Here is a 22,045-nt window from a genome sequence, read left to right on the forward strand (position 1 = left end):
GAAGGCAGTGCTCTACCGCTGAGCTAATCGCCCGCCGAGAACGCGCAATTTTAGGGGGAGTCGCGGGGCGGGTCAATGCCTCGCACAGATCGGGGTGCGCAGCAACGGGGGCGCGGGTTGCTAGACTTGCCTCCCCCTCAAGTCAAAAGCGCAGCATCATGGAATTCCTCAGCGTTCATCTGGCCGGCATTTTCCGTGCCCTGCAGCAGTTCGAGCTGACACCGTGGAAGGTCGTCGGCCTGCTCGGTTCGGTGATGTTCACCAGCCGCTGGTTCGTGCAGCTGTACTACACGCGCAAGCTGAAGCGGGTGGTGATGCCGCTGGCGTTCTGGTGGTTGTCGGTGTGCGGCAGCGCCTTGCTGCTGGCGTATTTCGTGATCGGCAAGAACGACTCGGTGGGCATCATCTCGAACTTCTTTCCCGCGTTCGTCTCGGTCTACAACCTGGTGGTACACCTGCGCCACCGCAAGAACAGCCTCACCGGCGACGCCACCGTTTGACGGCATCCTTGTAGGGCGGACATCGTCCGCCGCCATCGCTCAAAAGCCGGCGGGCCGTGCCCGCCCTGCCACGTGGCGCGCGGCTATTCCGGTTCGTAGTCGAGATTGGAGGCGAGCCAGCGTTCCGCTTCGGCCAGCGTCCAGCCCTTGCGCTTGGCGTAGTCCTCGACCTGGTCCCTGCCGAGCCGGCCGACCACGAAGTACTGGCTGTCGGGGTGCGAGTAGTACCAGCCGGAGACGGCCGCGGCGGGGTACATCGAGAAGCCTTCGGTGAGTTCGATGCCGGCGTTGTTCGTGGCATCCAGCAGCTTGAACAGGGTTGCCTTCTCGGTGTGGTCGGGGCAGGCCGGGTAGCCCGGCGCAGGGCGGATGCCGCGGTACTTCTCGGCGATCAGCGCCTCGTTGTCGAGTGCCTCGTCGGGCACGAAGCACCAGAACTCCCGGCGCACGCGCTCGTGCATGTGTTCGGCGAACGCTTCGGCGAGGCGGTCGGCCAGCGCCTTGAGGATGATCGAGGAGTAGTCGTCGTAGTCGGCCAGGAAGCGGTTCAGATGCGCCTCGATGCCGAGGCCGGCGGTGACGGCGAAGCCACCGATCCAGTCGGGCTTGCCGTATTCCTTCGGCGCGATGAAGTCGGCGAGGCACAGGTCGGGCCGCTCGGGCGGCTTGTCGGCCTGCTGGCGCAGGCTGTGCAAGGTGGCGAGGCGCTCGCTGCGGCTTGCGTCTGCATACACCTCGACATCGTCCATCACGTTGGCCGCCGGCCACAGGCCGATCACGGCGCGGGCAGTCAGCCATTTCTCGGCGATGATCCGTTCCAGCATCGCCTGGGCGTCGCGGAACAGTTCGCTGGCCTGTGCTCCGACTACCTCGTCGGTGAGGATGGCCGGGTAGTGGCCGGCCAGTTCCCATGCCTGGAAGAACGGCGTCCAGTCGATGTAGCGGCGGATGGTGGCGAGGTCGTAGTCGTCGAACACGGTGATGCCGGGCTGCTTCGGCTGCGGCGGCTCGTACGCGGCCCAGTCGCAGCGGAAGCGCTGCGCGCGGGCCTTGTCCAGCGGCACCAGCTGCTTGCCGGGGCCGCGGTTGCGGTGGCGTTCGCGCACGTCGGCGTAATCGGCACGCACCTTGGCCAGGAAATTGTCGACCAGCTCCTTGCTGACCAGCGACTGCGCCACGCCGACCGCACGCGAGGCGTCCTTCACCCATACCGTACCGGCCTTGTAGTGCGGCTCGATCTTCAGCGCGGTGTGCGCGCGCGAGGTGGTAGCGCCGCCGATCAGCAGCGGGATGTGGAAATCCTGCCGCTGCATCTCGCGGGCGACCTGGCTCATCTCCTCCAGCGACGGCGTGATCAGGCCCGACAGGCCGATCATGTCGGCCCGCTCGGCGATCGCGGTCTCCAGGATCTTCTGCGCCGGCACCATCACGCCCAGGTCGATCACCTCGAAGTTGTTGCAGCGGAGCACCACGCCCACGATGTTCTTGCCGATGTCGTGCACGTCGCCCTTGACCGTGGCCATCACGATCTTGCCGTTGTTCTTGCCGGAGTCGCCAGTACGCGCCTTCTCCGCCTCGATGTAGGGGAGCAGGTAGGCCACCGCCTTCTTCATCACGCGGGCGGATTTCACCACCTGCGGCAGGAACATCTTGCCGGCGCCGAACAGGTCGCCGACCACGTTCATGCCGTCCATCAGCGGGCCTTCGATCACGTCGAGCGGGCGCGTGACCTGCTGGCGCGCCTCTTCGGTGTCCTCGACCACGTACTGGTCGATGCCGTGCACCAGCGCGTGGCTGAGCCGATCGCGCACGCCCTTCTCGCGCCAGACCAGGGTTTCGACCACGGCTTCGCCGCGCTTGCCCTTGTAGTTGTCGGCGATCTCCAGCAGGCGCTCGGTGGCGTCCTCGCGGCGGTTCAGCACCACGTCCTCGACGCGTTCGCGCAGCGGCGGGTCGATGTCGTCCATGATCGTCAGCGCGCCGGCGTTGACGATGCCCATGTCCATGCCGGCGCGGATCGCGTGGTACAGGAACACCGAATGGATCGCCTCGCGCACGATGTTGTTGCCGCGGAACGAGAACGACACGTTGGAGACGCCGCCGGAGATGTGGCAGTCGGGGAAGCGCTTCTTCAGCTCGCGCGTCGCCTCGATGAAATCCACCGCGTAGTTGTTGTGTTCCTCGATGCCGGTGGCGATGGCGAAGATGTTGGGGTCGAAGATGATGTCTTCGGGCGGGAAATCGAGTTTCGTCGTCAGCAGTTCGTGGGCGCGTGCGCAGATTTCCACCTTGCGCTGGCAGGTGTCGGCCTGGCCCTGCTCGTCGAACGCCATCACCACCGCGGCGGCGCCGTACTGGCGCACCTTGCGCGCCTGTTCGAGGAACGCCGCCTCGCCTTCCTTCATCGAGATCGAGTTGACGATGCCCTTGCCCTGCAGGCAGCGCAGGCCTGCCTCGATCACCGTCCACTTCGACGAGTCGATCATGAACGGCACGCGGGCGATGTCGGGTTCGGACGAGATCAGGTTGACGAAACGGGTCATCGCCGCCTCGGAGTCGATCAGGCCCTCGTCCATGTTGATGTCGATCACCTGCGCGCCGTTGGCGACCTGCTGGCGGGCGACCTCGACCGCCTCGTCGTAGCGGTCCTCCTTGATCAGCTTCTTGAACTGCGCCGAGCCGGTGACGTTGGTGCGCTCGCCGACGTTGATGAACAGCAGGTCGGAGGTGATGACCAGCGGTTCGAGGCCGGACAGGCGGGTATGGCGTGCCATGTTATGCGGCCTCCGCTTGAGCGGCCGAAGGCAGCGCACGCGGTGGGAGGCCGCGCACCGCCTCGGCGATCGCCCGGATGTGCGCCGGCGTGGTGCCGCAGCAGCCGCCGACCAGGTTCAGCAGGCCGTCGCGGGCGAAGCCGGCGATCACGCCGGCCATGTGCTCGGGCGTTTCGTCGTATTCGCCGAACGCGTTCGGCAGACCGGCGTTCGGGTGCGTGCTGACGTAGCCCTCGGCGAGGTCGGCCAGGGTCTGCACGTGCGGGCGCAGGTCCTCGGCGCCGAGCGCGCAGTTGAAGCCGACCGACAGCGGGCGGGCATGGCGCACCGAATAGTAGAACGCCTCGGCGGTCTGGCCGGAGAGGGTGCGGCCGGAGCGGTCGGTGATGGTGCCGGAGATCATCACCGGCACGCGTGTGCCGCGCTGGTGGAACAGCTCGCTCAGCGCGAACAGCGCGGCCTTCGCGTTCAGCGTGTCGAAGATCGTCTCGACCATGATCAGGTCGGCGCCGCCGTCGATCAGGCCGCTGGCGGATTCGGTGTAGTTCGCCGCCAGTTCCTCGAAGGTGACGTTGCGGAAGCCGGGGTCGTTGACGTCGGGCGACAGCGAGGCGGTGCGGCTGGTCGGGCCGAGCACGCCGATCACGAAGCGCGGTTGCCCCGGCGTCCTTGCCGTCATCGCATCGCAGGCGGCGCGGGCGAGTTTCGCGCCTTCGAGGTTCAGCTCGTGCGCCAGGTGCTGCAGCTGGTAGTCGGCCTGGCTGATCCGGGTGGAGTTGAAGGTATTGGTCTCGATCAGGTCGGCGCCGGCTTCCAGGTAGGCGTCGTGCACGCCGCGGATGATCTCCGGCTTGGTCAGGGTGAGCAGGTCGTTGTTGCCCTTGAGGTCGCAGCCGCCGGGATGCGCATGGGCATGGCCGTCGTGCGCATGCGCGTGACCGTCGTGGCCGTGCTGGAAACGCTCGCCGCGGAAGCCGTGCTCGTCCAGCTCGTGCGCCTGCAGCATGGTGCCCATGCCGCCGTCGAGAATCAGGATGCGTTGGCGCAACGCCTGCTCCAGCAGGGCGACGCGATCGGGATGAAGCCAGGGCAGGGTACTCATTGCAAATCCTTCCACGAAAACATGGCTTGCGGGCGACGGCCGGTTCAGGCCGGTTTGCGCGCCAGCAGGCTGATCACCTCGAAATACGGCGCCTTGCGCTCGCGGCTGAGCCGGTTGCAGCTCAACACGTCGAGGCCGGCGGCGCGGGCGTAGCCGTCGAGCTGCTCGCCGCTGAAACCGAGGTTGCGATGGTCGAACGGCTCGACCGCGGCGCGGTGGTCGTGCTGGCCCAGGGTCACGGCAAGCAGGCGGCCGCCGGGACGCAGCAGGCGCGCAGCCTCGGCCACGGCCCTTTCGGGATGCTCGGCATAGGTCAGCGCGTGCAGCATCAGCACCAGGTCGAAGCGCTGCTCGCCCAGTTCCAGTGCATGCATGTCGCCGCGGACCACGCGCACGTTGGCGAATGCCTTCAGCCGCTTCGCCGCGGCTTCGACCACGCGCTCGCTGGAATCCACGCAGACGATCGAATGCGCGTGCGGCGCCAGCAGTTCGGCGGTGATGCCGTCGCCGGAGGCGATGTCGAGCACGTCGCCGGTCTCCAGCAGCTGCAGCAGCGAGCGTGCCAGGGTTTCCCAGGTGCGGCCGGGCGAGTAATGGCGCTCCATGTCGCCGGCGACGGTGTCGGCCCAGCCTTCCTCGCGGGCGCGGTTCGCCAGCACGCCGGGCAGGCGCGCCGAGTCCTCGCGCAGCAGCGCGTCGTCGATGCTGGCACGCAGCGAGGCGAGCAGGTCGTGCTGGGCCGCGTCGCCTTCGTTGTTGGCGCGGTAATAGGCGGAGACGCCGGCGCGGCGGTCGCGCACCACGCCGGCTTCCTTCAGTTTGGCCAGGTGGGTGGACACGCGCGGCTGCGCCAGGTGCAGCACCGCGGCCAGTTCGGCCACGGTGAGTTCCTCGTGTTCGAGCAGGGCCAGCAGGCGCACGCGGGTGGGGTCGGCCAGCAGGCGCAGCACGCTGGAAGCGGTGGCCAGATCCATCGGTTATCCCTGTATCGCGATACAAAGATGTATAGGCTAGGCCGCGCTCTGCCATGCGTCAAGCGCGTGTCGGCGGGTCGGCAGGCCATTTCCCGCTAAAATCGCCGGCTCGATTGCCTTCAGGAGCCGCCCGTGGATTTCCGTTTTACCGAAGACCAGTTGTCGATCCAGTCGATCGCCCGCGATTTTGCGCAAAAGCGCATCGTGCCGGTGGCGGCCGAGCTGGACGCGAAGGGCGAGTTTCCGCTGGAGAACATCCGCGAGATGGGCCAGCTCGGCCTGATGGGCATCGAGGTGCCGGAAGCCTACGGCGGCGCGGGCATGGACCCGATCGCCTATGTGCTGGCGATGATCGAGATCGCCGCGGCCGACGCCGCCACCGCGACCGTGATGTCGGTGAACAATTCGCTGTTCTGCAACGGCATCCTCAAGCATGGCAACGAGGAGCAGAAGCAGAAGTTCGTGCGCGCGATCGCCACCGGCGAGGCGATCGGCGCCTACGCGCTGACCGAGCCGCAATCCGGTTCCGACGCCTCGGCGATGCACACCCGCGCCAGCAAGAACGAGAACGGCGACTGGGTGATCAACGGCAAGAAGAGCTGGATCACCTCCGGCCCGGTGGCGCGCTACATCGTGCTGTTCGCCATCAGCACCCCGGGCATCGGCGCCAAGGGCGTGTCGGCCTTCATCATCGACACCCGGCTGCCGGGCTTCCACGCCGGCAAGACCGAGCCGAAGCTCGGCATCCGCGCCTCGGCCACCTGCGAGATCGAGTTCACCGACTACGTCTGCCCGAAGGAAAACCTGCTCGGCGACGAGGGCAAGGGCTTCTCGATCGCGATGGGCGTGCTCGACGCCGGTCGCATCGGCATCGCCTCGCAGGCGGTGGGCATCGCCCGCGCCGCCTACGAGGCCACGCTGCAGTGGTCGCGCGACCGCAAGGCATTCGGCCAGCCGATCGGCACCTTCCAGATGACGCAGTCGAAGATCGCCGACATGAAGTGCAAGCTCGACGCGGCGACCCTGCTGACCCTGCGCGCGGCCTGGACCAAGGGCGAGGCCGAGAAGCACGGCGGCCGCTTCGGCACCGAGGCGGCGGTGGCCAAGCTCACCGCGTCCGAGGCGGCGATGTGGATCAGCCATCAGGCGGTGCAGATCCACGGCGGCATGGGCTATTCGAAGGAAATGCCGCTGGAACGCTACTTCCGCGACGCCAAGATCACCGAGATCTACGAGGGCACCAGCGAGATCCAGCGGATGGTGATCGCACGGGCGGAGACTGGCTTGCGCTGAAGGGCGAGGAGTGAGTGAAGAGGAGTGAGGAGTGAGAGAAAGGCCCGGCACTCCTGTGCCTCCCGCGTACCACTTGCTCCAAGCAAAAAGGCCCCGGTTCGAACCGGGGCCTTTTTGCTGGCTGCTTCAGATGAGTAAGGTGGTGGGGGAAGCGGGCTGTCTCTCACCTCACTCCTCACTCTTTTCACTCGTTTCTGCCCTCAATGCCCGCGGCGCGGATCCGAGTCGAACGTCTGCATGCCGTTGCCAGTCGCTGCAGCCGCTGCCGGCGTGTTGCCGTCCAGCTTGTCGCCCAGCAGGCGGCGGACCACGACGTAGAAAACCGGGATCAGCAGCACGCCGAGGAAGGTGGCGAACATCATGCCGCCGATCACGCCGGTGCCGATCGCGTGGCGCGCGTTGGCACCGGCGCCGGTGGAGATGAACAGCGGGAACACGCCACCGATGAACGCGATCGAGGTCATCAGGATCGGTCGCAGTCGCAGCCTGGCCGCGTCCACCACGGCTTCGCGCAAGGTGCGTCCCTGGCGTTGCTCGATCACCGCGAACTCCACGATCAGGATCGCGTTCTTCGCGGCCAGGCCCATCACCGTGATCATGCCGATCTTGAAATAGATGTCGTCGGGGAGGCCGCGCAGCAGGGTGAACACCACCGCGCCGAGGATGCCCAGCGGCACCACCAGCAGCACCGATACCGGGATCGACCAGCTCTCGTACAGCGCGGTCAGGCACAGGAACACGATCAGTACCGACAGCACCATCAGCAGGATGGCCGTGTTGCCGGAGAGGATTTCCTGGTACGACTGGCCGGTCCAGTCATAGCCGAAGCCGCGGGGCAGGTCATCGCTGACGATTTTCTGCATCACGTTCATCGCCTCGCCCGAGGCGTGGCCCGGTGCCGGCGAGCCCACGATCTCGACCGCCGAGTAGCCGTTGTAGCGGGTCAGCGACGGTGACGAGATCTGCCATTTCGCCTGCACCACGTTGGACAGCGGGATCATCTGCGAGGTGCCGTCGGTATTCGTCCGCGTGCTGGGCGTGAAGATGTGCTGCAGCGCGTCCGGACCCATCCGATAGGCCGAGTCGGCCTGCATGATCACACGCTTGACGCGGCCGCCGTAGGAGAAGTCGTTGACGTACACCGGTGCCAGCATGAGGCTGATCGCGTTGTAGATGTCGCCCACCGACAACCCCATCGACAGCGCCTGGGTGCGGTCGACGTCCAGGCGCAGTTGCGGCGCGTCTTCCAGCCCGTTCGGGCGCACGCCGACCAGCAGCGGATTCTGGTTGGCCGTACCGAGCAGGGTGTTGCGGGCGGCGGTGAGCGCGTCACGACCGGCGCCGCCACGGTCCTGCAGGTACATGTCGAAGCCGCCGAACTGGCCCAGGCCCTGCACCGTCGGCACGTTGACGATGAAAATCTGCGCATCGCGCACCGACTGCACAGCCCCGTTCGCGCGCTGGATGAATTCCGCGGCGGTGACGCCCGGGTCGATCGGCCGGGCCTTGCCCTCCTTGACCAGCTTGTCGTGTTGCTCCTGCGCCGCCTTCTGATCTGGCGCCCAGCCACGCTCGCCCCACGGCTTGAGCCGGATGAAGGCCATGCCCACGTTTTCGCCCTGACCGAGGAAGCTGAAGCCCGCGACCTGGACCACGCCATCGACGGCAGGATCCTGCTTCAACACGGTGAGCATCTGGCCCATGGCCGCGTTGGTACGCTGCAGGCTGGCGCCGGGCGGCAGCTGCACGATCGCCAGCGCGAAGCCCTGGTCCTCTTCAGGCAGGAAGCTGCCGGGCAGGCGGGTGTACAGGAAGCCGGTCAGCACGGTGATCAGCACGAACACCATCATCCAGCGCGGTGCGTGGCGCACGGCGCCGCCAATGTGGCCGGTGTAGGTATGGGTGATCTTCCCGAATCCTGTGTTGAACCAGCGGAACACGAAGTTTTTCTTCTCTTCGTGGACCGGCGTCAGGAAGCTGGCGCACAGCGCCGGCGTGAACGACAGCGCGAGGAAGGCGGAGAACGCCACCGACATCGCGATGGTCAGCGCGAACTGCTTGTAGATCACGCCGGCGGCGCCCGGCTGGAATGCCGAGGGCACGAACACCGCGATCAGCACCACGGTGATGCCGACCACGGCGCCGGTGATCTGACCCATTGCCTTCTTGGTGGCGTCCTTCGGCGACAGGCCTTCCTCGGTCATGATGCGTTCGACGTTCTCGATCACCACGATCGCGTCGTCGACCACGATGCCGATCGCCAGCACCATGCCGAACAGGGTCAGCTGGTTGATGGTGAAGCCGAGCAGCAGCATGCCGATGAAGGTGCCGAGCAGGGCTACCGGGATCACCAGGGTGGGAATGATGGTGGCGCGGATGTTCTGCAGGAAGATCAGCATCACCAGGAACACGAGGGCGATCGCCTCGATCGGCGTGTGCACCACCTCGTTGACCGACACCTTGACGAAGGTGGTGGAGTCGTACGGGGTGAACCAGCTCACGCCCTGCGGGAAGCTGCCGGCCAGTTCATCCATCTTGCCGTGCACCGCGGTGGCCACGTCCAGCGCGTTGGCGCCGGGCAGCAGCTGGATCGCGAACGCCGCTACCGGCACGCCGTCGTAGGTGGTGTTGAAGCCGTACACGCCGGCGCCGAAGCTGATCCGGGCCACGTCGCCGAGCTTGACCGTGGTGCCGTCGTTGTTGGCGCGCAGGATGATGTTCTCGAACTGCTCGGGTGTGGTGAAACGGCCCTCGGTGGCCACGGTGACGCTGATGCCCTGGCCGTTCGCCGCCGGATCGGAACCCAGCGAGCCGGCCGCGAACTGCACGTTCTGCGCGGTAACTGCGGCCAGCGCCTGGCTGGCCGACAGGCCGTAGCCCTGCAGCTTGTCCGGGTCCAGCCAGATGCGCATGGCGTACTCGCCGCCGAACTGCTGGGTGCTGCCGACGCCGGGCACGCGCGAGATCTGGTCGAGCACCTGCGACGCCACGATGTCGTTGAGGTGATTGCGGTCGATCGCGGGGTTGTCCGAGCGCAGCGCGACCACCTCGAGGAAGCCGGTGTTGGCCTTGGCCACCACCACGCCCTGCTTGGTCACCTCGGACGGCAGGCGCGGCGTGGCCAGCGAAACCTTGTTCTGCACCTGCACCTGGGCGATGTCCGGGTTGGTGCCGTTCTCGAACGTCAGCGTGATGCTGACGCGGCCGCTGGAACTGGACGAGGAGCTGAAGTACAGCAGATGGTCGATGCCGGTCAGCTGCTGCTCGATCACCTGGGTGACGTTTTTCTCGGTGGTGTCCGCGCTGGCACCCGGGTAGGTGGCATGGACCTCGACCGACGGCGGGGCGACCGAAGGGTAGGACTCCACGCCCAGGTTGAGGATGGACAGCACGCCGCCCAGCGCGATCAGGATGGCCACCACCCACGCGAAGATCGGGCGGTCGATGAAGAAGCTCGGCATGGTCGGACTCCGTTACTTGCCGCTCGGGGCGGCGCCCGGGGCGTTGGCGGCGGAGCTTGCCGCAGCAGGCTGCCACGGGGTGGGCTTGGCCGGCGCGCCATCCTTCACCTTCTGCAGCCCGGACACGATCACCCGGTCGCCGGCGCCGAGACCGTCGCTGACGACCCAGTTGCCGTCGCGCATGTCAGTGGTGGTGACGTTCTCGCGCTTGACGTTGCCGCCCTTGCCGATCGCCATCACGTAGGTGCCGCTGGTGTCACGCTGCACCGCCTGCTGTGGAATGACGAATACCTTGTGCTGCTGGCCGAGGTTGGCCTTCAGCGTCACGTACATGCCCGGCAGCAGACTGTGCTTCGGGTTGGGGATCTGTGCGCGCAGGTTCACCGCGCCAGTGGCCGGGTCGACCGTGGTGGAGGAGAAGTCGAGCGTGCCCGCTTCGCCGTAGGTGCTGCCGTCGGGCAGGGCGATCTGCACGCTGGTCTTGTCCGGTTCGGCCAGGGTGATGTTGCCGCTGTTCTGCGCGCGGCGCATCTGCTCCACGTCGGCCACGCTCATGGTGAAGTTCACGTAGAGCGGGTCGATCTGGTCGACCGTGGTGAGCAGGGTGGCTTCGCCGTTGCCGACCAGGGCGCCCTCGGTAACCTGCTGCTGGCCGGCGCGGCCGCTGATCGGCGAGGTCACGCTGGCGTAGCCGAGGCTGATGCGTGCGCTCTGCACGTTGGCACGCGCTGCCTGTACCGCGGCGGCCGCGGTGCGCTCGGCGGCCTGCGAGTTGTCCAGGTCGGACTTGGAGATGTAGCCCTTCGGCGCCAGGTCGCGGGCGCGCTGTGCGTTGATCCTGGCGTTGGTGTACGTGGCCTGGGCCTGCGCCAGCGAAGCCTCGGCCGCGCTCAGCGCCGCCTTCAGCGGGGCCGGGTCGATCTGGAACAGCAACTGCCCCTGCTTGACATCGGTGCCTTCGGTATAGACGCGCTTGAGCAGTACACCGGCGACGCGGGCGCGCACGTCGGCGCGGCGGTAGGACGACAGGCGGCCGACCAGGTCCTTGGTCAGCGGCGAGCTTTGCGGTTGCACCTGGATCACGCCGACTTCCGGCGGCGGCATCTGCGGTGGACCTTGCTCCTTGCCCTTGCCGCAGGCAGTCAGCGCCAGCAGGCCCAGGCACAACATGGGTGTGCTCAGTGACGAGAACTTCATGGGAGCTCCAGAAACGTGTTTGAACGGGGATTGGGGGTGCCGGGGTGCGCTGCGGCGTTACCGTGGACGCAATACTGCATAGCGTTCCGTGTGTCTTGTGTCATAGGTTGGGCAGACTGCGGGCGGTCGTGTTTCGAACCGCGCTGCCATTCCGCAAATTGCCATGCCATGCGGTCCGCACGGTCAGACTATACCGGCCAGTTTACATTTTATCGGTGCCATGAATCCAGTCATTGACAGGTGACACGATGATCTGAGCACGTCCGTTGCAGATCAGGGCCGCGGAGTGCGTGGGGCAGGTGGTGGAACGTTGCCAGCGTCCGCTGTTCCCCGTGACGCCCCCGTGTGTCGACAGGCGCTCGGCACCTTCGTGAAAGATCCATCGCGGCCTGCATCGACCATGCCCATGCCCATGGCCGATGCGGGCCGGCGCGGCTGGATTCACCTGGTCGCGCAGCGTATCCTTCAAAGGCTTTATTACCTGCCTTCCCCCATCGTCTCCACCCACCAGAAGATGCCATGAATGCAATCCCTGCAGCGAACGACCCTTCCCTTCCGTCAGTAGTGCTCGCAGAGCTGAAAAAGGGCGGTTTTTCGCCCGCGCGCCTGAGCGAGGCGCAGGTTTTCTGCGAGGCTTTCTTTGCACGTATCGGGGGCGGCGACGCGCATCTGCACACACCGGTGCAATGGGCGGCGCTGGTCGGCAGCCTGCTGGAATTCATGCAGCAGCGCCGGGGCGGTCATGCCAGCGTGCGCGTGCTCAGTCCGGAGGACGTGCATGCCGGCCGCAGCCTGTTGCAGATCGTCACCGACGACATGCCGTTCCTGGTCGACACGGTCAGCATGATCGTCGCGGTGAAGCTGCAGATCCACGCGGTGATCCACCCGGTGCTGAAGGCGACGCGCGACGCTTCCGGCCGGCTGCTGGGCCTCGGCGGCGAATCCGGTGCGGCCGAATCGGTCATGCATTTCGAGATCGACCGGGTCGCCGATGCCGCCGAGCAGGCGCAGCTGGCCATGCAGGTCGAGACCGCGCTGGACGACGTGCGCGCCGCGGTGGGCGACTGGGCAGAGATGCGCGACAAGGCGCTGGCGATCGCCAACGACCTGCCGCAGCGCAGGCTGCCGCTGGACGCCGCCTCGGTGCAGGAGGCCGGTGAGTTCATGCGCTGGGTCGCCGCCGACAACTTCACCTTCCTCGGCTATCGCGAGTACGAAGTCACCGACGCCGACGGCGACCGCGTGCTGCGCGCCATCGACGGGTCCGGCCTCGGCATCCTGCGCAACAACGAGCGCTCGATGGCGCCGCGCTCGCTGCGCACGCTGGCGGCCAGCGAGCTGCCGCAGTCCGGTTCGACCGACGCGATCATCCTGACCAAGACCAATGCGCGCTCGCACGTGCACCGTCCGGGCTACATGGATTACATCGGCGTGCTGCAGTTCGACGTCAACGGCCGCGCCAAGGCCGAACAGCGTTTCCTCGGCCTGTTCTCCTCCAACGCCTACATGTCGCGTCCGCAGGACGTGCCGCTGGTGCGGCACAAGGTGGAGGCGGTGCTGGCGCGTTCGGGCCTGAAGCGTGATTCGTATTCCGGCAAGTCATTGCGCCACGTGCTGGAGACCCTGCCGCGCCAGGAGCTGCTGCAGAGCACCGAGGACGAGCTGTTCACCACCGCGATGGGCATCCTCGAGCTGCGCCAGCGCGCGCATACGCAGCTGTTCATGCGCCGCGACCGCTACGGCCGTTTCTTCACCTGCATGGTGTTCGTGCCGCGCGATCGCTTCAATACCTCGGTGCGCGAGCGCATCGAGGCGATGCTGGGCGCTGCCCTGCACGCCGAGCAGATCGACTCGTCGGTGCAGATGGGCGAGGCCGCGCTGGCTCGGCTGCACATCGTGCTGCGGCCGAAGATCGGCGACCAGCCCAGCTACGACCTCGCCGAACTGGAGCAGGGCGTCGCCGGCATCGTGCGCAACTGGCACGACGAGGTGCGCGACGCGCTGGTGCGGCTGCGCGGCGAGCACGAAGGCGTGGTGCTGGCCAACCGCTACGCGCGTGCGCTGCCGGCCGGCTACGTCGAGGACGTGAGCCCGCAGGTCGCCGCCGAGGACGTGCACCAGCTGTCGCAGCTGGTCGGCGACAACGCGCTGCGGATGTCGTTCTACCACCCGCCGAAGGCGCCCGAGACGCTGCGTTTCAAGGTCTACCGCTCGGGCGGCGACATTGCGCTGTCCGAAGTGCTGCCGCAGCTGGAGAACCTGGGCCTGCGCGTGCTCACCGAGCATGTCTACGACGTCGCCGGCGAGGCGTCGCTGTCGATCCAGGATTTCGAGGTGCAGCCGGTCGGCAAGCTGACTTTCAGCGTGGAACAGGTCGGCGCGCTGTTCGAGGATGCGTTCGAGCAGATCTGGCGCGGCAATGCCGAGAACGACGGCTTCAACCGGCTGGTGCTGGGTGCGAAGCTGAGCTGGCGCCAGGTGGCGATGCTGCGCGGCTACTGCAAGTACCTGCTGCAGACCGGCGCCACCTTCTCGCAGTCGTACATGGAGGAAACCCTCAACCGTTACCCGGCGGTCGCCGGCCTGCTGGTGGAGCTGTTCCTGGCCAAGTTCGATCCGCGCCGCGAGGCGCTTTCCGCCGACGAGCTGAAGACTGCCGGTGCGACCCTGGCCGCCGAGATGCTGGCGCTGATCCCGGCCGGCGTGCAGGCTGCGCAGCCGGGTCTGATCGGCGACCTGGGCGCGTCGTTGTCGAAACCGCGCGAGCAACAGGTCCAGGTGGTCGAGCATGCGATCGGCATCCTGCTGGAAAACGTGGCCAGCCTCGACGAGGACCGCATCCTGCGCAGCTTCGTGAAGCTGATCCGCGCCACCCTGCGCACCAGTTTCTTCCAGCAATGGGACGGCGCGTACCGCGACTACATCAGCTACAAGCTCGATTCGCACAAGCTGCCCGACCTGCCCAAGCCGGTGCCGTACCGCGAGATCTGGGTGTGCGCACCGCGCGTCGAGGGCATCCATCTGCGCTTCGGCGCGGTGGCGCGCGGTGGCCTGCGCTGGTCCGACCGCCGCGAGGATTTCCGCACCGAGGTGCTGGGCCTGGTCAAGGCGCAGATGGTCAAGAACACGGTGATCGTACCGGTGGGTTCCAAGGGCGGCTTCTTCGTCAAGAAGGCGCCGGCGACCACCGGGCAACCAGGCGACCGCGACGCGCAACTGGCCGAGGGCATCGCCTGCTATCGGCTGTTCATCAACGGCCTGCTCGACATCACCGACAACCTGGTCGAGGGCAAGGTGGTGAATCCGCACGACGTGGTGCGCCACGACGCGGACGACCCGTACCTGGTGGTGGCCGCCGACAAGGGCACCGCCACGTTCTCCGACATCGCCAATGCGATCTCGATCGAGCACAACTACTGGCTCGGCGACGCCTTCGCCTCCGGTGGCTCGCACGGCTACGACCACAAGGGCATGGGCATCACCGCGCGCGGCGCGTGGGAATCGGTGAAGCGGCACTTCCGCGCGCTCGGCCGCGACAGCCAGAGCCAGGACTTCACCTGCGTCGGCATCGGCGACATGTCCGGCGACGTGTTCGGCAACGGCATGCTGCTGTCCGGGCACACCCGCTTGCTGGCAGCGTTCGACCATCGCCATGTATTCCTCGACCCGAACCCGGATGCGGCGCGCACGTTCGTCGAGCGCCAGCGCCTGTTCAAGCTGCCGCGCTCGAGCTGGGACGACTACGACAAGTCGCTGATCTCCGCCGGCGGCGGCGTGTACCCGCGCAGCGCCAAGTCGATCCCGGTCTCGCCGGAAGTGCGCGCGGTGCTGGGCCTGAAGCCCGACGTCGAGCAGATGGCGCCGACCGACCTGCTCAGCGCGATCCTGAAGGCGCCGGTGGACCTCTTGTGGAACGGCGGCATCGGCACCTATGTGAAGTCCTCCGCCGAAACGCACGCCGACGTCGGCGACCGCGCCAACAACGCGCTGCGCGTCAACGGCGCCGAGCTGCGCTGCAAGGTCGTGGGCGAGGGCGGCAACCTGGGCTTCACCCAGAAGGGCCGCATCGAGGCGGCGCACAAGGGCGTGCTGCTCAACACCGACTTCATCGACAATTCCGCCGGCGTGGACACCTCCGACCACGAGGTGAACATCAAGATCCTGCTGAACGACGCCGTGCAGCGCGGCGAGCTGAGCTTCGATGCACGCAACACGCAGCTCGCCGCGATGACCGACGAGGTGGCGCAGCTGGTGCTGTGGGACAACTACCGGCAGAACGAGGCGATCACCCTGATGGAGCACCAGTCGGTGCACCGCCTCGGCTCGATGGCCCACTTCATCCGCACGCTGGAGGCCGAAGGCACGCTCGACCGCCAGGTCGAGAACCTGCCCAGCGAGGCTGAGCTGGCCGAGCGCAAGAGCCGCGGGCTGGGCCTGACCCGGCCGGAACTGGCGGTGCTGCTGTCCTACGACAAGATCCGCCTGTTCCAGCAACTGCTGGACTCGGACGTGCCGGAGGATCCGTACCTGTCGAAGGAACTGGTGCGCTACTTCCCCGTGCCGCTGCACGAGAAGTACGCCGCGCACATGCAGCGGCATCGCCTGAAGCGCGAGATCATCGCCACCGCGGTGACCAACTCGACGATCAACCGCATGGGCGCCACCTTCATGATGCGCATGCAGGAAGATACCGGCCAGGGCCCGGCGGCGATCGCCAAGGCGTACACCGCGGCGCGCGAGATCCTCGAGGCGCGCGAGCTCTGGGCGCAGATCGAGGCGATGGACGCCAAGGTCGCCGAGGATACCCAGGTCGATGCGATCAAGCAGATCTGGTCGCTGCTGCGGCACATGACGCGCTGGCTGCTGAACCGTCCGGGCGGCTCGCTGGACATCGCGGCCAATGTCGCGCGCTACCAGTCCGGCGTGTCGGCGCTGCGCAAGGCCCTGCCGGGCGTGCTGACGCCCACCGGCCAGGGCGACTTCTCCAGCAGCCAGGAAAAATGGGAAGGCCTCGGCTTGCCCGCCGAGCTGGCGTTGCGGCTGGCCCGCATGCCGGAGCTGCGTGCCGCGCTGGACATGGTCGACGTGAGCCAGCAGAGCGGCCAGCCGATCGAGAAGGTCGCCGGCGTGTTCTACGAGCTGGGCGAGGCGCTGGACCTGGAGTGGCTGCGCGACCAGATCGAGGCGCTGCCGGTGGAAGGCCACTGGCACGCGCAGGCGCGCGGCTCGCTGCTGGACGAGCTCAACCACCAGCACCGGGCGCTGGCGCAGCAGGTGCTGAACCTCGCCGGCGACAACAAGGGCGTCTCGCCGGTGCAGGCCTGGCTGCAGCGCGACGATGCCACGCTGCAGTACACCCGCAGCATGCTGGCCGAGATCCTCACCCAGAACGCCGACTACCCGATCGCCTCGGTCGCGGTACGCCGGCTGGCGCAGCTGGCGCAGGTGCCGGTTTGATACAGCGGTTCTGAGGGTTCGGCGCGGCGCGAACCCCACCCCTTCCCTCCCCTGCGAGCAGGGGAGGGTATTCCGGCACGTCCGAGCTGTGCGGTGGCTTGCTTTCGCTCCTCCCCCTGCTCGCAGGGGGAGGCTGGCGACCGAAGGGAGTCCTTCAGGTGAGAGGGTGCTCTTGCAGTAGGGCCAACTCACCACTCTGTCGTACTCTTGGTGCTCTTTCCGCCACCTCGGGGTTTCCATGCGCTTTGCCTTCGTCGCCAGTGAGGTCAGCGTCGCCCAGCAGGCCTGGCGCAGGTTGGTGGAACGCTACGGCGACGTGCCGCCGGAGCAGGCCGAGCTGATCGTGGCGCTGGGCGGCGACGGCTTCATGCTGCGCACCCTGCACGCGTACCACGCGCTGGAATTGCCGGTGTACGGCATGAAGCTGGGTCGGGTCGGCTTCCTGATGAACAAGCACCGGCTCGACGGCCTGCCGGAGCGGATCGCGCGCGCGCATGCGGCGACGCTGTTCCCGCTGCAGATGGAAGTCACCGACGTGGCCGGCAACGAGCACAGCGCGCTGGCCTTCAACGAGGTCTCGCTGCTGCGCCAGAGCAACCAGGCCGCCCACCTGGAAGTGCAGCTGAACGACACGGTGAAGCTGCCGAACCTGGTCTGCGACGGCATCATGGTGGCCACGCCTGCCGGCTCCACCGCCTACAACCTGTCCGCGCATGGGCCGATCCTGCCGCTGGACGCGAACGTGCTGGCGCTCACCCCGATCAGCCCGTTCCGTCCGCGCCGCTGGCGCGGCGCGATCCTGCCGCATCGCACCGAGGTGATCCTGCGCGTGCTCGATCCGGGCAAGCGGCCGGTCAGCGCCACCGCCGATTTCCACGAGGTGCGCGACGTGCGCACGGTGGCGATCCGCCAGTCCGGCGGGCAGGGCGTGCGGCTGCTGTTCGACCCCGAACACAACCTGGAGCAGCGCATCCTCGACGAGCAGTTCGCGGCGGAATGAACGCGCAGAAGCGGGTGGAGGGGAGCGGAAGCGAGGGACGGCTTCTCTCATTACTCGCTCATCTCAACTCACTCCGCGCCCGATGCGGTAGATTCGCGGCATGAGCCAGCCAACCGCCCACGATCCTACATCCTCCACCGACAACCGCCTCGTGGTGGCGATTTCCTCGCGCGCGCTGTTCGACCTCGGCGACAGCCACGCACTGTTCGAGCGCGAAGGCCTCGACGCCTACCGCTCGTTCCAGATCGACCACGAGGACGAGATCCTCAAGCCCGGCGTGGCGTTCCCGCTGGTGCAGAAGCTGCTGGGGCTGAACAGGCTGGCCGGCGACGTGCCGCCGGTCGAGGTGATCCTGCTGTCGCGCAATTCCGGCGACACCGGGCTGCGCATCTTCAACGCGATCCAGCACTACGGCCTGGAGATCAGCCGCGCCGCGTTCACCAGCGGCGCACCCACCTCCGACTACATCGCGCCGTTCAGGGCCGACCTGTTCCTCTCCGCCAATGCCGAGGACGTCGGCCGCGCGCTGGCCGCCGGCGTGGCCGCGGCGACCATCCTGCCCAGCATCGCGCCACCGCGCGCCACCGAGCAGCTGCGCATTGCGTTCGACGGCGACGCGGTGATCTTCGGCGACGAGGGCGAGCGGGTGTCGCGCGAGGAAGGGCTGGCGGCGTTCCACCGCAGCGAGACCGAGCATGCCGCCGAACCGCTGTCGGTGGGTCCGTTCCGTGGTTTCCTCACTGCGCTGCATCGGCTGCAGACCGCGTTCCCGGCGGAGGACTCGCCGATCCGCACCGCCCTGGTCACCGCCCGTTCCGCCCCCGCGCACAAGCGCGTCATCCTCACCTTGCGCCGATGGGGCGTACGCATCGACGAGGCGCTGTTCCTCGGCGGCCGTGACAAGGGCCCGTTCCTCGATGCGTTCGGCGCGGACATCTTCTTCGATGATTCGCCGGCCAACGTGGAGTCCGCGCGCAAGCACGTGGCGACCGGGCACGTGCCGCACGGCGTGAGCAACCACTGACAGGTTCCGGGAACCGCCAGCGGGCGGCCGTGGCCGTCAGGGTACGGCGTGCCCCTTGCTGGCCGTCCAGATCGCGTACCAGTCCTCGGCGTCCAGTGGCACGTCGAGTGCGGCGACCGCCTCGCGCAGTCCGTCGATGCGGCCGCTGCCGGTGATCGGATGGGGCCGCGAGGGGTGGCGCAGGGTCCAGGCATAAGCCAGGGTGGCGAGGCTGATGCCGAGGCGCGCGGCGATGGCGTCCATTTCGGTGCGCAGGCGCACGGCCTGTTGGTCCCGGCTGGTGAACAGCCGCCCGCCGCCCAGCGGCGACCAGATCATCGGGCGCAGGCCCAGTTGCTGAGCCTGGTCGAGTGTGCCGTCGTCGAGCGCGTCCATCGTCAGGGGCGACAACTCGACCTGGTTGGTCACCAGCGGGTGATGGCGGTGGAGCAGGGCGAACTGGCTGGCGCTGTGATTGGACACTCCCCAATGCGCCACCTTGCCTTCGTGGGTCAGCGTGGCGAACGTGTCGGCGAGTGCCGCGGCGTCCATCAGGTAATCCGGCCGGTGGATCAGCACCAGGTCCAGTCGCTCGGTGTGCAGGTTGACCAGCGACCGCTCCACCTGCGCCCGCACATAGGCCGGCGAGGTGTCGTAGTGGTTGACCCGGTACGGCCGCTGCGCCGAGCGCAGGCGGATGCCGCATTTGGTCACCAGCTGCATGCGCCCGCGCAGCGCCGGTTCGATCTTCAGCGCCTCGCCGAACAACGCCTCGGCGCGGTAGTCGCCGTAGATGTCCGCATGGTCGAAGCTGGTGATGCCCAGTTCCAGTGCCTGCTCGATCCAGCGCACGCGCTGCTTGACGTCCAGCTTCCATTCGGCGATGCGCCACAGGCCCGCCACGACGGGCGAGAGCCGGACCGGCGGGGGCGAGGGACGATCGCTGGCAGCTTGTTGCGGCATGGGGGGATCAACCGATGGGTGCAGCAGTGTGCCAAGCGATTGCCGCGGCAACAAGCCGCGGGGCACCGGCGAATGGCCGTCCGGGGACGACTAGGACGACTAGACGATGCGTGCCCGTTTCCACCACCGCGTCACCTGTTCCTCGCGCACGAAGGTGAACAGGCCGGCGCCGAGGATGATCGCGATGCCGATCGCCATCGGCCAGTCCAGCGGGTCGTGGAACAGCACGTAGCCGAACAGCACGGCCCACAGCATCTGGCTGTACTGGGTCGGCGCGACGTGGTTGGCGGGCGCCTTCTGCGTGGCCAGCATCAGCAGCACCGAGCCGAGCGCGGCGAGCAGGCCGTAGCCGAGCAGGAGCAGCCACTGGGCGAAATCCGGCCAGCGGAAGTTGGCCAGCATCATCAGCCCGGCGACCAGCATCGAGCCGATCATGCCGGCGCCGTACAGGGTGACGCGCTTCTCGTGCGAGCCGGACAGGCGCAGCGCGATCATCGAGACGGCGCCGGAAAGCCCGCACACGGTTGCCGCCAGGTGGCCGATGCCGAGCGCGCGAAAACCGGGCCGCAGCACCACCAGCACCCCGACGAAGCCGGCCACCACCGCCGACCAGCGGCGCCAGCCGACGTGCTCCTTCAGCACCAGCACCGACAGGATGGTGACGAAAATCGGCAGCAGGAAGATCAGCACGAACGCCTCCGCCATCGGCAGCGCGGTGAAGGCGACCACCGCCGCGATGCTGCCGACCGCGCTGGCGACGGCACGCACCAGCCACAGGCCCTGGCGCTGTGCCAGCACCACGTCGCGCCAGCGGGCGTCGGCGCCCTTGATGAACGGCAGCGCGGTCAGGCCCAGCGCGGCACCGAAGAAAACCGCCTCGTATGCCGGCAGCGAGCCGCGCAGCGATTTCACGAACGCATCGCTGATGGCGAACGCGGCGAAGGCCATGAAGCCAAGCAGGACACCTTTGAACATGGGTTTCCGTGGAAAAACGTGAAGCCGGGGAAGGGAGTGGAAGATGGGGCCGGGCAAGGCGAGGCCCAACGCGGGCCGTACGCGTCCGTCGGGTACGCGGCGGCCTGTGCGGCAACATGGCACGCGCTACAATACCGGTTTTTAAGCGCCCGCTCCGGAGCTTCCATGGCTGTCAGTCTGAATCCGCTCGATCTGTACGACGTCCGCTCGCTGCTCACCGACGAGGAGCGCATGGTGCAGGACACCGTCGGACGCTTCGTCGACGAGCGTGTGCTGCCGATCATCGGCGACTGCTTCGACCAGGGCCGTTTCCCGAAGGAGCTGGTGCCCGAGATCGCCAGCCTCGGCCTGCTCGGCGCCACCATTCCCGAGAAGTATGGCTGCGCCGGCATGAACGGCGTGAGCTACGGCCTGATCTGCCAGGAGCTGGAGCGTGGCGATTCGGGCCTGCGCAGCTTCGCCTCGGTGCAGAGCTCGCTGTGCATGTACCCCATCTACGCCTACGGCAGTGAGGAGCAGAAGCTGCACTACCTGCCGAAGATGGCCGCAGGCGAGGTGATCGGCTGCTTTGGCCTGACCGAGCCGCACGGCGGCTCCGATCCGGCCAACATGAAGACGAACGCGAAGAAGGACGGCGGCGACTGGGTCATCAACGGCGCCAAGATGTGGATCACCAACGGCAACCTGGCGCACATCGCGATCGTGTGGGCGCAGACCGGGGACGGAATCCAGGGCTTCATCGTTCCCACCGACACCAGGGGCTTCACCGCGCAGGAAGTGCACAAGAAGATGAGCCTGCGCGCCTCGGTCACCAGCGCGCTGTTCTTCGACAACGTGCGCGTGCCGGACAGCGCGCGGCTGCCGAACGTGAAGGGCCTGAAGGGTCCGCTGGGCTGCCTGACCCAGGCCCGCTACGGCATTACCTGGGGCCCGATCGGCGCGGCGCAGGCGTGCCTCAAGGAAGTGCTCGACTACACCGCCGAACGCATCCTGTTCGGCCGCCCGCTGGCCTCGAACCAGGCGATCCAGCTGAAGCTCGCCGACATGGCCAGGCGCATCACCACCGCCCAGCTGCTGTCGCTGCAACTCGGCCGGCTGAAGGACGCCGGCAAGATGCAGCCGACCCAGGTCTCGCTGGCCAAGTGGAACAACTGCCGCATGGCGATCGACATTGCGCGCCAGTGCCGCGACATCCTCGGCGGCGCCGGCATCACCACCGAGCACGGCGCGATCCGCCATGCGCTGAACCTGGAATCCGTGATCACCTACGAGGGCACCGAGACCGTGCACGAGCTGGTGGTGGGCCGCGAGCTGACCGGCATCAACGCGTTCTGATGTTTCCCTTC

13 protein-coding genes are annotated in these 22,045 nt (G+C 67.4%); 6 read left to right on the forward strand and 7 right to left on the reverse strand.

The window, feature by feature from the left end; all coding sequences use genetic code 11:
- The first annotated feature begins 158 nt into the window (after positions 1-158).
- Positions 159-500: a lipid-A-disaccharide synthase N-terminal domain-containing protein gene (locus tag AC1Q5A_RS06010; RefSeq protein ID WP_492699277.1), complete on the forward strand. Its 342-nt coding sequence runs from the start codon at positions 159-161 to the stop codon at positions 498-500.
- Positions 501-583: 83 nt separating this feature from the next.
- Here AC1Q5A_RS06010 and metH read toward each other — a convergent pair whose 3' ends face one another.
- Genes metH through AC1Q5A_RS06025 form a run of 3 tightly spaced genes read right to left on the reverse strand, consistent with a single transcriptional unit; the run spans position 584 to position 5,350 of the window.
- On the reverse strand, positions 584-3,274 hold the full coding sequence (gene metH, locus AC1Q5A_RS06015) for a methionine synthase (RefSeq protein ID WP_492699279.1): 2,691 nt from the start codon (positions 3,272-3,274) through the stop codon (positions 584-586).
- 1 nt (position 3,275) lies between these two features.
- Positions 3,276-4,376 carry a homocysteine S-methyltransferase family protein gene (locus tag AC1Q5A_RS06020; protein ID WP_492699281.1) on the reverse strand — a complete coding sequence of 367 codons (1,101 nt, stop codon included), beginning with the start codon at positions 4,374-4,376 and terminating at the stop codon, positions 3,276-3,278.
- Between the two features lie 44 nt (positions 4,377-4,420).
- The gene (locus AC1Q5A_RS06025; RefSeq protein ID WP_492699283.1) at positions 4,421-5,350 is read right to left on the reverse strand and encodes an ArsR/SmtB family transcription factor; all 930 of its coding nucleotides are present in this window, start codon (positions 5,348-5,350) and stop codon (positions 4,421-4,423) included.
- A 132-nt stretch (positions 5,351-5,482) separates the two neighbouring features.
- Here AC1Q5A_RS06025 and AC1Q5A_RS06030 point away from each other — a divergent pair, with 132 nt between their 5' ends.
- On the forward strand, positions 5,483-6,643 hold the full coding sequence (locus tag AC1Q5A_RS06030; protein WP_492699285.1) for an acyl-CoA dehydrogenase family protein: 1,161 nt from the start codon (positions 5,483-5,485) through the stop codon (positions 6,641-6,643).
- A 200-nt stretch (positions 6,644-6,843) separates the two neighbouring features.
- Here AC1Q5A_RS06030 and AC1Q5A_RS06035 read toward each other — a convergent pair whose 3' ends face one another.
- Both AC1Q5A_RS06035 and AC1Q5A_RS06040 read right to left on the reverse strand, forming a co-directional pair.
- Positions 6,844-10,104 (reverse strand): multidrug efflux RND transporter permease subunit, encoded by a 3,261-nt coding sequence (locus AC1Q5A_RS06035; RefSeq protein ID WP_492699287.1) that lies wholly within the window; start codon positions 10,102-10,104, stop codon positions 6,844-6,846.
- 12 nt (positions 10,105-10,116) lie between these two features.
- Positions 10,117-11,301, reverse strand: a complete 1,185-nt coding sequence (locus AC1Q5A_RS06040; RefSeq protein ID WP_492699289.1) for an efflux RND transporter periplasmic adaptor subunit — start codon at positions 11,299-11,301, stop codon at positions 10,117-10,119.
- 519 nt (positions 11,302-11,820) lie between these two features.
- On the opposite strand from AC1Q5A_RS06040, the gene AC1Q5A_RS06045 reads away from it, so the two are divergent.
- From AC1Q5A_RS06045 to AC1Q5A_RS06055, 3 genes are all read left to right on the forward strand, one after another.
- Positions 11,821-16,758, forward strand: a complete 4,938-nt coding sequence (locus tag AC1Q5A_RS06045; protein ID WP_492699291.1) for an NAD-glutamate dehydrogenase — start codon at positions 11,821-11,823, stop codon at positions 16,756-16,758.
- Between the two features lie 238 nt (positions 16,759-16,996).
- A complete protein-coding gene (locus AC1Q5A_RS06050; protein ID WP_492699293.1) occupies positions 16,997-17,758 on the forward strand; it encodes an NAD kinase in 762 nt (253 codons plus the stop codon).
- Between the two features lie 100 nt (positions 17,759-17,858).
- A complete protein-coding gene (locus tag AC1Q5A_RS06055; protein ID WP_492699295.1) occupies positions 17,859-18,782 on the forward strand; it encodes a 5'-nucleotidase in 924 nt (307 codons plus the stop codon).
- Between the two features lie 36 nt (positions 18,783-18,818).
- Here the strand turns inward: AC1Q5A_RS06055 and AC1Q5A_RS06060 are convergent, their stop codons facing one another.
- Together AC1Q5A_RS06060 and AC1Q5A_RS06065 are read right to left on the reverse strand one after the other, a co-directional pair.
- A complete protein-coding gene (locus AC1Q5A_RS06060; protein ID WP_492699297.1) occupies positions 18,819-19,724 on the reverse strand; it encodes an aldo/keto reductase in 906 nt (301 codons plus the stop codon).
- A 99-nt stretch (positions 19,725-19,823) separates the two neighbouring features.
- Positions 19,824-20,699 carry a DMT family transporter gene (locus tag AC1Q5A_RS06065; RefSeq protein WP_492699300.1) on the reverse strand — a complete coding sequence of 292 codons (876 nt, stop codon included), beginning with the start codon at positions 20,697-20,699 and terminating at the stop codon, positions 19,824-19,826.
- Positions 20,700-20,864: 165 nt separating this feature from the next.
- Here AC1Q5A_RS06065 and AC1Q5A_RS06070 point away from each other — a divergent pair, with 165 nt between their 5' ends.
- Positions 20,865-22,034 carry an acyl-CoA dehydrogenase family protein gene (locus tag AC1Q5A_RS06070; protein WP_492699302.1) on the forward strand — a complete coding sequence of 390 codons (1,170 nt, stop codon included), beginning with the start codon at positions 20,865-20,867 and terminating at the stop codon, positions 22,032-22,034.
- Positions 22,035-22,045: the final 11 nt, after the last annotated feature.

It is taken from the genome of Rhodanobacter sp. GW835-FHT13D09 (assembly GCF_058793995.1).

Bases quoted from the DNA above. Each gene is read 5' to 3' on its own strand.
- AC1Q5A_RS06010 (WP_492699277.1), top strand. From the start codon at position 159: ATGGAATTCCTCAGCGTTCATCTGGCCGGCATTTTCCGTGCCCTGCAG.
- metH (WP_492699279.1), bottom strand. From the start codon at position 3,274: ATGGCACGCCATACCCGCCTGTCCGGCCTCGAACCGCTGGTCATCACC.
- AC1Q5A_RS06020 (WP_492699281.1), bottom strand. From the start codon at position 4,376: ATGAGTACCCTGCCCTGGCTTCATCCCGATCGCGTCGCCCTGCTGGAG.
- AC1Q5A_RS06025 (WP_492699283.1), bottom strand. From the start codon at position 5,350: ATGGATCTGGCCACCGCTTCCAGCGTGCTGCGCCTGCTGGCCGACCCC.
- AC1Q5A_RS06035 (WP_492699287.1), bottom strand. From the start codon at position 10,104: ATGCCGAGCTTCTTCATCGACCGCCCGATCTTCGCGTGGGTGGTGGCC.
- AC1Q5A_RS06040 (WP_492699289.1), bottom strand. From the start codon at position 11,301: ATGAAGTTCTCGTCACTGAGCACACCCATGTTGTGCCTGGGCCTGCTG.
- AC1Q5A_RS06045 (WP_492699291.1), top strand. From the start codon at position 11,821: ATGAATGCAATCCCTGCAGCGAACGACCCTTCCCTTCCGTCAGTAGTG.
- AC1Q5A_RS06050 (WP_492699293.1), top strand. From the start codon at position 16,997: ATGCGCTTTGCCTTCGTCGCCAGTGAGGTCAGCGTCGCCCAGCAGGCC.
- AC1Q5A_RS06055 (WP_492699295.1), top strand. From the start codon at position 17,859: ATGAGCCAGCCAACCGCCCACGATCCTACATCCTCCACCGACAACCGC.
- AC1Q5A_RS06060 (WP_492699297.1), bottom strand. From the start codon at position 19,724: ATGCCGCAACAAGCTGCCAGCGATCGTCCCTCGCCCCCGCCGGTCCGG.
- AC1Q5A_RS06065 (WP_492699300.1), bottom strand. From the start codon at position 20,699: ATGTTCAAAGGTGTCCTGCTTGGCTTCATGGCCTTCGCCGCGTTCGCC.
- AC1Q5A_RS06070 (WP_492699302.1), top strand. From the start codon at position 20,865: ATGGCTGTCAGTCTGAATCCGCTCGATCTGTACGACGTCCGCTCGCTG.